General features: G+C 70.0%; 7 protein-coding genes and 1 pseudogene. All 8 read right to left on the bottom strand.

What is annotated here, in order from left to right:
• Nucleotides 1–113: 113 nt before the first annotated feature.
• Nucleotides 114–1,094, bottom strand: coding sequence for a serine hydrolase domain-containing protein (locus ACE3Q3_RS19985; protein ID WP_374449004.1), 981 nt, complete (start codon nt 1,092–1,094; stop codon nt 114–116).
• Between the two features lie 8 nt (nt 1,095–1,102).
• Nucleotides 1,103–2,956, bottom strand: a complete 1,854-nt coding sequence (locus tag ACE3Q3_RS19990) for an ABC transporter ATP-binding protein (RefSeq protein WP_374449005.1) — start codon at nt 2,954–2,956, stop codon at nt 1,103–1,105.
• Nucleotides 2,957–2,975: 19 nt separating this feature from the next.
• A complete protein-coding gene (locus tag ACE3Q3_RS19995) occupies nt 2,976–3,851 on the bottom strand; it encodes an ABC transporter permease (protein WP_374449006.1) in 876 nt (291 codons plus the stop codon).
• A 13-nt stretch (nt 3,852–3,864) separates the two neighbouring features.
• A complete protein-coding gene (locus tag ACE3Q3_RS20000; RefSeq protein ID WP_374449007.1) occupies nt 3,865–4,806 on the bottom strand; it encodes an ABC transporter permease in 942 nt (313 codons plus the stop codon).
• A 501-nt stretch (nt 4,807–5,307) separates the two neighbouring features.
• Nucleotides 5,308–6,891, bottom strand: coding sequence for an ABC transporter substrate-binding protein (locus ACE3Q3_RS20005; RefSeq protein WP_374449008.1), 1,584 nt, complete (start codon nt 6,889–6,891; stop codon nt 5,308–5,310).
• A gap of 70 nt (nt 6,892–6,961) precedes the next feature.
• Nucleotides 6,962–10,027, bottom strand: a complete 3,066-nt coding sequence (locus ACE3Q3_RS20010) for an efflux RND transporter permease subunit (RefSeq protein WP_374449009.1) — start codon at nt 10,025–10,027, stop codon at nt 6,962–6,964.
• Nucleotides 10,024–11,139 (bottom strand): efflux RND transporter periplasmic adaptor subunit, encoded by a 1,116-nt coding sequence (locus ACE3Q3_RS20015; RefSeq protein ID WP_374449010.1) that lies wholly within the window; start codon nt 11,137–11,139, stop codon nt 10,024–10,026. Before ACE3Q3_RS20015 ends, ACE3Q3_RS20010 begins: the two co-directional genes overlap by 4 nt.
• A 110-nt stretch (nt 11,140–11,249) precedes the next feature.
• Nucleotides 11,250–11,687: pseudogene (locus ACE3Q3_RS20020) on the bottom strand (ABC transporter substrate-binding protein); the annotation flags it as partial.

Below are 11,687 nucleotides of genomic sequence, written 5' to 3' on the forward strand. Positions count from 1 at the left end.
CGGGGGGGGGGGGGGGCCCCCGCCGGGGGGGGGGGGGGGGGGGGGGGGCCGCGGGGGGGGGGGGGGGGCGGGGGGGGGCGCCCCCCCCCCCCGGCCCCCCCCCCGCTCGCGGGTCAGGATCGCGGCGCCGCCTTCAGCAGCAGGCGGAGAAGGCGGCCGAACTGGCCGCGGGAGACGGCGCGGCCGGGCTGGTCGGTGTCGACGCGGTGGACGAGGACGGCGCCCAGCGCCGGCATCACCAGGACGACATGGCCGCCCGCACCCTTGGCGGCATAGGTTCCCTCCGGTACCCGGACATGCGGGTAGAAGACGCCCTGGCGGGCGACCCACCACATGTAGCCGTAGGCGCCGGAATGTCCGGCCTCGGAGACGGGCGCGGTGCTCGCCTCGACCCAGCCCTCGGGCAGCAGGCGGCGGCCGTCATGGCAGCCGTCGTCGAGGAAGAGCTGGCCGAACCGCGCCAGGTCGCGCGCCGTCATCCGGAAGGGATAGGCCGGGTGGCCCGAGTCCGGCAGGTCGACATAGCTGCCGTCGACCTCCGGCCGGAAGTCCTCCATGTCGAGCGGGCCGGCGATGCGGGCGGCGAAGTCGGCGAAGATGTCGGCGCCGGTGCATTGCCGGAAGATCGTGCCGAGCGCGTTGAAGTCCCAGTTGTTGTAGCACCAGGTGGTGCCCGGGCCGGCGCTGTGGCGGGCCGGCTTGATCGACACCATCCAGGGCGATTCGTAGCCGCTCGGGTGGTAGATGCCGGAGCGGGCGCAGAGGAGGTCGAGGACGGTCGCCAGCTTCTCGCGTTCGGTCAGGCCCTGGCGGTCGTCGATGCCGAGGGCGGCGAGCGTCGCCTCGAGGTCGATCCGGCCCTCCGCCTCGTGGATGCCGATGAGCGCCGAAAGCAGGCTCTTGCGGATCGAGTGGCCGTTGAAGCGGTCGGCGACGCGGCCGTCGGCGAAGACGACGCGGCCGCCCGCCACCAGCATCAGCGCCGCGGTGTCGATGGTGGCGGCGTAGGCCAGCGCCGCGGCGATGCCGTCCGCCGACCAGCCGGCGTCGGCGGGGCTGGCCCAGCGGGGCCAGCCGCCCGTGTCGGCCGTCATCGCCGGACTCAGGCCGCCTGCGAGGCCGGGGCGGACTTGTCCTCCCACTCCGGTCCCCAGACCTGGACGACGTGCCCGGGCGAGACCTCGCGGTACTGGCGGACCGGCGGCACGTAGTCCGGCGCGCGCACCGGGCTGCGGATCTCGTCGTTGGAGATGCCGCGCTTGGTGCCGCGGCGGGCCGGATCGGGGATCGGCACGGCGGCCATCAGCTTGCGCGTGTAGGGGTGCTGCGGATTGCCGAACACCGCCTCGCGCGGGCCGATCTCGACGATCTCGCCGAGATACATGACGGCGACCCGGTGGGCGACGCGCTCGACCACGGCGATGTCGTGCGAGATGAAGAGGTAGGCGAGGCGCAGGCTGACCTGGAGGTCGAGCATCAGGTTGATGACCTGCGCCTTGATCGAGACGTCGAGCGCGGAGACCGCCTCGTCGGCGACGATCAGCTTCGGCCCGACCGAGAGCGCGCGGGCGATGCAGATGCGCTGGCGCTGCCCGCCCGAGAACTCGTGCGGGTAGCGCACCGCCATGTCCGGCTGCAGGCCGACGCGGCGCAGCAGGTCGGCCACCCGGTCGCGGCCCTCGGCGGCCGAGCACATGCGGTGGGCCATCAGGGGCTCGGCGATCGCCTCGCCGACCGGGATGCGCGGGTTGAGGCTGGCGAACGGGTCCTGGAAGATGATCTGCATGCGCTTGCGCGCCTCGCGCAGCGCCGCGTCGTCCATGGCGATGACGTCCTGCCCGTCGACCAGCACCGAGCCGCTGTTGGGCTGGACGAGGCGCAGGATCGAGCGGCCGGTGGTCGACTTGCCGCAGCCGGATTCGCCGACCACCGCCAGCGTCTCGCCGGCGAGCAGGCTGAAGGAGACGTTCTCGACGGCATGGACCCGGCCGGTGACGCTGCTGAACAGGCCCGAGCGGATGTCGAAGCGGGTCGTCAGGTTGGCGACCTCGAGGACCGGGCGCTCGGCCACCGCCACCGTGTCCGGCACCTCGGTCGGGACGTCCGAGAGGCCGGTCTTGGTGTCGACGACGGGGAAGCGCATCGGCCGCTTGTGCCCTTCCATCGAGCCCAGCCGCGGCACCGCCGACAGCAGCGCCCTGGTGTAGGGATGCTGCGGCCGCGCGAAGATGTCCTCGGTCCGGCCCTTCTCGACCTGCTCGCCGTTGAACATCACGATCGTGCGGTCGGCGATCTCGGCCACCACGCCCATGTCGTGGGTGATGAAGAGGACCGACATGCCCTCCTCGTCCTGCAGCACCTTGATGAGGTCGAGGATCTGCGCCTGGATGGTGACGTCGAGCGCCGTCGTCGGCTCGTCGGCGATCAGCAGCTTGGGCTTGCAGGCGAGCGCCATGGCGATCATCACGCGCTGGCGCATGCCGCCCGAGAAGCGGTGCGGGTACTCGTGGAAGCGCGACTTGGCGGCCGGGATGCGCACCTTCTCGAGCAGCCGGATGGTCTCGGCCTCGGCCTCCCGGCGCGACATGCCCTGGTGGCCGATCAGCGCCTCGGCGATCTGGAAGCCGATGGTCAGCACCGGGTTCAGGCTGGTCATCGGCTCCTGGAAGATCATCGCGACGTCGTTGCCGCGGATCTTCTTCATGCGGTGCTCGGGCAGGCTCGTCAGCTCGGTGCCGGCCAGCACCACCTTGCCCTCGATCCGGCCGTTCATCTCGGGGATGAGGCGCATGATCGAGAGCGCGGTGACGCTCTTGCCGGAGCCGGACTCGCCGACGATCGCCACCGTCTCCTGCGGCGCGACCTCGAAGGAGACGTTGCGGACGACCGGGCGCCACTGGCCCTCGGTCAGGAACGAGGTGGTGAGGTTGGAGACGGAGAGGACGGGAGTGGTCATCGGTGTCGGGTTCCTGTCCTCACATGCGGCGGGCGATGCGCGGATCGAGCGTGTCGCGCAGGCCGTCGCCGACCAGGTTGATCGCGAGCACGGTGATCGCCAGGAAGATGCCGGGGAAGAAGATGATCCAGGGCGAGATCTGGAAGAAGGTCCGGCCCAGCGAGATGATGTTGCCCCAGCTCGGGATCTCGGGCGGGGTGCCGGCGCCGAGGAAGGACAGGCCGGCCTCGGTCAGGATCGCCGAGGCGCAGACGTAGGTCGCCTGCACGATCAGGGGCGCCAGCGTGTTCGGCAGGATGTGCCGCCACATGATGACGAGGTTGCGGGTGCCGGCCGCGATCGCCGCCTCGATGTAGGGCATCTCGCGCACCGACAGCACGACCGACCGGACGAGGCGCACGACGCGCGGGATCTCGGGGATGGTGATGGCGATGATGACGATCGTCAGGCTCGCCTTCATCAGCGTGATGAGGGCGATCGCGAGCAGGATCGACGGGATCGACATGAGCCCGTCCATGATGCGCATGACGATGGCGTCGACGCGCTTGTAGAAGCCGCAGAGCACGCCGATGGTGAGGCCGATCACCGTCGCCAGGATGGCGACGCTGATGCCGACCGCGAGCGAGATGCGGGTGCCGTAGACGACGCGGCTGTAGACGTCGCGGCCGAACTGGTCGGTGCCGAACCAGAAGGTCTCGGACGGCCGCTTCAGCCGGTTTGCCGGCTCGAAGGAGAGCGGGTCCTCGGCGATCAGCGGCGCGATGAAGGCGAGCACGACGAGGGCGAGGAGGATCGCGGCGCCGACCGTGATGGTCGGGTTGCGCCGCACCCAGGCGATCGGGCCCTTGCGCGATCGCACGCGCGGGGCGGCGGCGCCGGCGGTGGTGGTGGCCATCGGTCCTGCCTCCCTAGTACCGGATCCGGGGATCGAAGAAGGTGTAGCTGATGTCGATCATCAGGTTGATGAGCACCTTGGTGCCCGCGAAGATGATGATGAGGCCCTGGATGATCGGGTAGTCGCGCTTCAGGATCGCGTCCACCGTGAGGCGGCCGAGGCCCGGAATGTTGAACACGGTCTCGGTGATGACGACGCCCGAGATCAGCGCCGCCATGCCGAGGCCGATGACGGTGACGATCGGGACGGCGGCGTTCTTCAGGGCGTGCCGCAGCAGCACCGACTTGGTCGTGACGCCCTTGGCGTGGGCGGTGCGGATATAGTCCTCGGAGAGGACCTCCAGCATGCTGGCGCGGGTGATGCGCGCGATCAGCGCCATGTAGGTGGTGCCGAGGGCGATCGCCGGCAGGACGACCGAGCGGAAGGTCTGGTCGAGGCCCTGGGAGAGCGGGCGGTAGCCCTGCACCGGCAGCCAGCGAAGCTCAATCGAGAAGAAGTAGATGAGGACGTAGCCGACCAGGAACACCGGCACCGCGAAGCCCAGCACCGAGAAGCCCATGACCATGCGGTCGACCATGGTGCGGGCCTTCCAGGCGGCGACCACACCCAGCGGGATGGCGCAGACGACGGCGACCAGGAGGGTCGAGACGGCGAGCACGACCGTCGGCTCCAGGCGCTGGGCCACCAGCGTGGTGACGGGCAGGTTCGAGAAGATCGAGGTGCCGAGATCGCCGCGCAGCAGGTTCCAGGCATAGATGACGAACTGCTCCCAGATCGGCAGGTCGAGCCCGAGGCGCCGGCGCACGCCCTCGATCTCGGCGGGCGTCGCGTCGTCGCCGGCGATGATCGCGGCGGGGTCGCCCGGCGTCAGGTGCAGGAGCAGGAACACGAACAGCGCCACCACCACCATGACGGGGATGGTCGCGAACAGTCGGCGGATGATGTAGGCGGTCATCGATCGACCTTCATGGCATCGAGCGCTCTCTGGGATTGGGGCCGACTGCTGCTTTTTTCAGCGCCGGACGGCGATGGCATCCTGTAGCGGAATGGCGCGCCGGTTGAACAGCGAAAAGCGTGCCATCTCCGGAAAAGCCCAATGGTCTCCGGGACTTCGCTACGTATGGGCGCACCGAAGGCCGCATGCGCACACAGGTTGCGCCGCCGCATTCCTCGGTCGTTGACGGGCGTTCGCCCCACCATGCCCTGCCTGCCGGGGCGCCGCTGCGGCGGCACCTTCTCGTTTGGTCGGCCCAATAGAGCCCAGCGGGCGAGCCGAGGGCAAGGGCCTTGGTCCGGCGGGGCCGGGGGCACGTCGTCCCGACGTTCGGCATCGGCGGCCGTCGCCGTCATGCGAATGCCTGGATCCTGGGCGATGGCGGCGGCCATGGCGCGACGGGGGCGACGATTGCGGAAGGGCGCCCCCCCGCGACCCGGCGGTCGCGGGGGGGCAAGGCGGCTACTTCTTCTCGACGTTCCACATGATCGGGAAGCCCGGGGCCGGAACGATGCCGGACAGCTTATCCGAGCGATAGGCCGACGGGTTGCTCCACTGCGCGAACGAGATGTAGGGCACCTGGTCGTAGGCGCGCTTCGACAGCTCGACCGCGACCGCCTTGCGGGCGGCGAGATCGGGGGCGGCCACCCAGTCGCGACGGAGCTGCTCGAACTTGGCATCGCAGGGCCAGCCGAACCACGCCTTCTCGCAGCCCATGCCGATGGCGACGTGGGTCATCGGGTTGGCCGAGGTCACGATCGAGGTGCCGGTGATGTAGAGGTTCCAGCCGCCCTGGGCCGGCGGGTCCTTCTTGGCGCGCCGGGCGACGACGGAGCCCCAGTCCAGCGCCTGAACGTCGAGCTTGAGGAAGCCCGCCTTACGGAGCTGCTGGATCATCACCAGGTTGGCCGGGTTGATGTACCAATGGTCCGTGGCGTGCAGGATGGTGATGGGCTCGCCGTTGTAGCCCGCTTCCTTGAAGAGCTGCTCGGCCTTCTTGTAGTCCTTCGGCGCCTTGTAGGCCTCGGCGCCGGCATCGGTCTCCATCGGCGTGCCGCAGCCGAAGTAGGAGTAGCAGAGCTTCTGCAGCTTCTTGTCGGGGATGAAGGTGTTGAGGAAGTCCGGCATGTGCAGGATGTGGAACAGCGCCTGCCGGGCCTTCACGTTGTTGAACGGCGGGTGGAGATGGTTGATGCCGATGATCCCCATCGAGCCCGAGGCCGGATGGTTGAACAGCTTGACGTCCGGCGTGGCTTCCAGGATCGGCAGGAAGTCGACCTGCGGCGCCTCCAGGAAGTCGATCTCGCCGGCGACCAGCGCCGACTGCTGGGTCTGCGGGTCGGGCAGCCACACGAACTCGACGCGGTCGACCTTGACGACCTTGCCGCCGGCATGGCCGGACGGCGGCTCCTTGCGCGGCACGTAGTCCTGGAACTTGGTGTAGACGGTCTTCGAGCCGGGCACCCACTCGTCCGCCTTGAACATGAAGGGGCCCGAGCCGACCATGTCCTTGACCTGCTGGAAGGGGTCGGTCATCGCCTCCTTCTCGCGCATGATCGCCGGCAGGCTGGTCCCGGTCTTGGCGAGCGTCTCGATGACCAGGCCGTAGGGCTCCTTCAGGCGCCACTCGAAGGTCTTGTCGTCCTTGGCGACGAGATCCTCGGTGTAGCCGAAGAGGATCTTGCCGGCGCCGTCGCGCGCACCCCAGCGCTTCATCGAGGCGATCACGTCCTTGGTCGTGACCGGGGTGCCGTCGTGGAACTTGAGCCCGTCGCGGAGCGTGAAGGTGTAGACCTTCCTGTCGGCGCTGACGCTCCACTTGTCGACCATCTGCGGCTGCGGATTGAGGTCGCCGTCGCTGGCGAACAGCCGGTCGAAGATCATGTTGCCGTGGATCGACGCGATCGTCTGCGTCGTCCACACCGGGTCGAGGGTGCGCACGTCGGCGTGCATGGTGGCGCGGATCACCTTCTGCGCCTGGGCCGGCATGACGGCGCCGGCCAGCGCGGTGGTGGCCAGGAACGCTGCGGCGAGCGTCGCTCTCATCGAAGTCTCCGTGAGGGTGGATGGATCGGTGCCGGGGAACCTAAAGATGGGGCCGGCCCCGGGGCAACCTCTATTCCGCGGCGTGCGGCACGGCGGCCTCGGGCGCGGCCGTCCGGCGGCGCGCGCGCGACAGGTAGAGATACGCGACCGGGACGACGTAGAGGGTGAGGGGCGTGCCGATCGCGAGCCCGCCGACGATGACCCAGCCGATCGCCTGACGGCTCTCGGCGCCGGCCCCCGTCGCCAGCGCCAGCGGCAGGGCGCCCAGCACCATGGCGCCCGTCGTCATCAGGATCGGGCGCAGGCGGAGCGCGGCGGCGGCGACCACCGCCTCGACCTTCCCGGCGCCGCGCTCGCGGAGCTGGTTGGCGAACTCGACGATCAGGATGCCGTGCTTGGTGATGAGCCCGATCAGCGTCACCAGGCCGATCTGGCTGTAGACGTTGAGGGTGCCGCCGGTCAGGCGCATGGCGAAGATCGCGCCGGCGATCGACAGCGGGACAGTCAGCATGATGATGAAGGGGTCGACGAAGCTCTCGAACTGGGCCGCCAGCACGAGATAGATGAAGACCAGCGCCAGGCCGAAGACCACCAGCAGGCTGCTGCCGGCCTCCTTGAAGGCGCGCGACTGGCCGCCATAGTCGAACCGGACGGAGGGCGGCAGGTGCTCGCGCACCGCCTGCTCCAGGACCGCCAGCCCCTCACCCATGGTGTAGCCGGGGGCGAGGTTGGCAGTGATCGTCGCCGAGCGGAACTGGTTGAAGCGGTTGAGCTCCTTGGGCGAGACGGTCTCGGTCACCGTCACCAGGTTCGAGAGCTGGATCAGCCGGTCGCCATGGCCGCGGACATAGACGCCGCCGACATCGTCCGCCGTCCGCCGGCCCTCCGGTTCGACCTGGACGATGACGTCGTACTGCTCGCCGTTGCGGTTGAATCGGGTGACCTGGCGGCCGCCGAGCAGGCTCTCCAGCGTGCGGCCGACGGTGGCGACGCCGGCGCCGACGTCGGCCAGCCGGTCGCGGTCGACCTCGACCTCGATCTGCGGCTTGTCGAGGCGGAGGTCGCTGTCGATGTTGACGAAACCCGGCCAGTCGCCCGCCACGGCGAGCAGGCGGTCGACATGCGCCTTCAGGCGGGCATAGCTCTCCGAGGTCTGGAGGACGAACTCGATCGGCTTGTCGCGCGCGCTCTGGCCGAACGAGCCCGGGTTGTTGGCGGAGGCGCGGACGCCGGCGATCGACTGCAGCCGCGGCTGCAACTCGGCGGTCAGGTCCTGCTGCCGCCGCTCCCGTTCGTCCCAGGGCCGGAGCGTCGAGAAGGAGATCAGTTCGTTGACGGCCCGCGAGCCGGCGATGACGAAGTGGTGCGCGATCTCCGGCACCCCGTCCAGGATCGCCTCGAGCTGGCGGCCGTAGCGGCTGGTGTAGTCGATCGTCGCGCCCTCGGGCGCGGTGCCGGCGGTGAAGATGACGCCGCGATCCTCGGTCGGCGCCAGCTCGGAGCGGAGCTGGGCGAAGACCAGCCCGCTCGCGGCGGCGATGCCGAGGCCGAGGAGGAGGACGAGCGGCCGGACGTTCAGCCCCGCCGCCAGCGACCGCCGGTAGCCCCGGGTCGTGGCATCGAAGGCCCGTTCGAGCAGCGTGTAGAGCCGCCCGTGCCGCTCGTGCGCGCCGAGCAGTCGCGAGCACATCATCGGCGTCAGCGTGAGGGCGACGAAGCCGGAGACGAGAACGGCCCCGGCCAGCGTCAGCGCGAATTCGGTGAAGAGCCGCCCGGTGCGGCCCGGGGTGAAGGCGACGGGCGCATAGACGGCCGCCAGCGTCAGCGTCATCGCCACCACCGGGCCGCCGATTTCGCGGATACCCTGGATCGCCGCCGCCATCGGACGCATGCCGGCCTCGACGTGGCGATGGACGTTCTCGAGCACGACGATGGCGTCGTCGACGACGAGGCCGATCGCCAGCACCATCGCCAGGAGGGTCAGCGTGTTGATCGAGAAGCCGAAGGCGTAGAGCAGGGTGCAGGCGCCGACGAGGGCGACCGGGATGGTGACGAGCGGGATCAGCGTCGCCCGGGCCGAGCGCAGGAAGAAGAGGATGACGAGCACGACGAGGAGGATCGCCTCGACGACGGTGGTGTAGACGCTGGCGATCGACCGCTCGATGAACACCGAGCGGTCGTAGGAGACCGTGGCGTTCATGCCGTCGGGAAGCGAGGCGACGAGGTCCGGCAGCATCCGGCGCAGGCCGCTCGACACGTCGAGGGGGTTGGCCGTCGCCTGCTTGACGATGCCGAGGATGATCGCCGTCCGGCCGTCGAAGCGCGTCGTCCGGCGCTCGTCGGTCGGCCCCAGCTCGACCCGGCCGACGTCGCGTATGCGCACCGGCATGCCGCCCGCATCCTTGACGACGATCCGCTCGAACTGTTCCGGCGTGGCGAGGCCGGTGCGCGAGAGGACGGTGAATTCCCGGTCCAGGCTCTCGATGCGGCCGGAAGGGATCTCGACGTTCTGCTGGCCGAGCGCCGCCTCGACGTCCTGGACCGTCAGCTCGTAGGCCGCGAGCCGCGCACGATCGAGCCAGATGCGCATCGCGTAGCGCCGCTCGCCGAAGATGCGCACTTCCGACACGCCGGGCAGCGTCTGCAGCCGGTCCTTCACGAAGCGGTCGGCATAGTCGCTGATCTCGATGGTCGGCTGCCGGTCGCTGGTGAAGGCGATGTAGATGATCGCCTGCGCATCCGCCTCGACCTTGGCGATGATCGGTTCCTCGATCTCGTCGGGCAGACGTCCGCGGACCCGTCCGACGCGGTCGCGCACGTCGCTTGCCGCGACATCGGGGTCGATGCCGAGCCGGAAGCGGACGGTGATGTTGCTGAGCTCGGGCTGGCTCGACGAGGTGATGGTCTCGATGCCCTCGATGCCGGCGATCGAATCCTCGAGCACCTGGGTCACCTGGGTCTCGATGATCTGGGCCGAGGCGCCGAGATAGCTGGTGCGCACCGAGACGATGGGCTCGTCGATGTTCGGGTATTCGCGGACCGTGAGCTGAAGGAACGAAACGAGGCCGACGAGGAGGACGATCAGGCTGGTGACCGTGGCAAAGACGGGACGCTCGACGAAGAAGCGGTAGTTCATCCGCGGCTGCCGCCGCCGGATGGGGGGCGGGCGTCGTCGCGTCGGACGACGACGACCGGGGCGCCGTCGCGCAGCCGCTGGTGGCCGGCGGTGACCACGACCTCGCCCGCGGCCAGGCCGGACGCGATCTCGACGAGCCCCGGCTTGCGCCGGCCGAGGCGGACCTCGGTCAGCACCGCGCGGTCGCCGTCCAGCCGATAGACGTACTTGCCGCCCTCGACCGGGAACACCGCCGCCTCCGGCACCAGCACCGCATCGGGCCGCTCCTCGACGACGACCCGGATGCGCACGAAGAGACCCGGTCGGAGGCTGCCGTCCGGGTTGGGCAGCGTGGCGCGCAGGCGAAGCGCGCGGCCATTCTCGTCGACGACGGGATGGATGGCGTAGATCGTGCCGTCGAACGCGCGGCCGGGCACGGCGTCGGCCGACACCGCGACCCGCTGCCCGGTGCGGATGGCGGAGAGGAAGAGCTCGGGGATGCGGAAATCCACCCGCACCGGGTCGACGGCGGCGAGATCGACGATCCCGTCGCCGGGCGCCACGTAGGCGCCGATGCTGTATCGCCGCAGGCCGACGATGCCGGAGAAGGGGGCCCGGATCTCGCTGCGCTCCAGCCGGGCCTGGGCGAGCTCGAAGTTCGCCTGCGCGGCCTGGAGCACGGCCAGCGCCTCGTCGCGGGCGCGAAGCGTGCCGGTCCCCTGGCTGGCGAGCTGGTTCGCCCGGTCGCTGTTGGTGCGCGCGAGCACGAGGTCGGAGCGGGCCTTGGCCAACTCGGCCCGGAGGATGGCCGGGTCGAGCTCGACCAGCAGGTCGCCCCGGCGCACCTCGGCCCCGTCGCGGAAGCCGAAACGGACGATGCGGCCGGCGATCTCGGGCTGGACGACGACCGATTCCGACGGCTGGAGCGAGCCGACCACGGCGATGTCGTCGATCATCGCCCCCGTCGTTGCCACCGCCGTCTCGACCGCCGCGGCGCGCACGGGGGCGGGATCGCCCGGCGCCACCGCCGCCATGCCGGCCGGAGGTCCCCGGAACTGTCCGGCGGCGACGACGGCCGCGGCGGCGAGCGCCGCAGCGCCGAGGAGATAGATCAGTCGCCGCGAGACCCGCATCCCGGTTTGCCACCCCGTCGTTCGTCGTGGTTGGCGAACAAGATGGGTTCGTTCACCCTAAAAATATAGAGGCGGTACCCCCGCCGATGCCGGGGGACCGCCCGCGCGGGTCACTTCTTCTCGATGTTCCACATCACCGGCACGCTCGGCACCGGGATCACGCCGGAGATCCGGTCCTCGCGGTAGGCGACGGGGCTCAGCCACTGCGCGAAGGTGACGAACGGAACCTGGTCGTAGATGCGACGCGACAGGTCGACCGCGATCGTCTTGCGCTGCTCCATCGTCTGCGCCAGTCCCCAGTCCCGACGGACCCGCTCGAAGTCGGCGTTGCACGGCCAGCCGACATTGGCCTTCTCGCAGCTCATGGCGATCCAGGCGTTGGTGACCGGGTTGGACGAGTTCAGCACCGTCGTGCCGGTGACGAAGATGTTCCAGCCGCCCTGGGCCGGCAGGTCCTTCTTGGCGCGGCGGACGACGACGGCACCCCAGTCCATCGCCTGGACGTCGAGCTTGAGGAAGCCCGCCCGCCGCATCTGCTGGATCAGCAC

This window comes from Allostella sp. (assembly GCF_041913585.1).
Classification (GTDB): Bacteria; Pseudomonadota; Alphaproteobacteria; order ATCC43930; family Allostellaceae; genus Allostella.

Bases quoted from the DNA above. Each gene is read 5' to 3' on its own strand.
- ACE3Q3_RS20010 (WP_374449009.1), bottom strand. From the start codon at position 10,027: ATGAACTACCGCTTCTTCGTCGAGCGTCCCGTCTTTGCCACGGTCACC.
- ACE3Q3_RS19990 (WP_374449005.1), bottom strand. From the start codon at position 2,956: ATGACCACTCCCGTCCTCTCCGTCTCCAACCTCACCACCTCGTTCCTG.
- ACE3Q3_RS19985 (WP_374449004.1), bottom strand. From the start codon at position 1,094: ATGACGGCCGACACGGGCGGCTGGCCCCGCTGGGCCAGCCCCGCCGAC.
- ACE3Q3_RS20005 (WP_374449008.1), bottom strand. From the start codon at position 6,891: ATGAGAGCGACGCTCGCCGCAGCGTTCCTGGCCACCACCGCGCTGGCC.
- ACE3Q3_RS20000 (WP_374449007.1), bottom strand. From the start codon at position 4,806: ATGACCGCCTACATCATCCGCCGACTGTTCGCGACCATCCCCGTCATG.
- ACE3Q3_RS19995 (WP_374449006.1), bottom strand. From the start codon at position 3,851: ATGGCCACCACCACCGCCGGCGCCGCCGCCCCGCGCGTGCGATCGCGC.
- ACE3Q3_RS20015 (WP_374449010.1), bottom strand. From the start codon at position 11,139: ATGCGGGTCTCGCGGCGACTGATCTATCTCCTCGGCGCTGCGGCGCTC.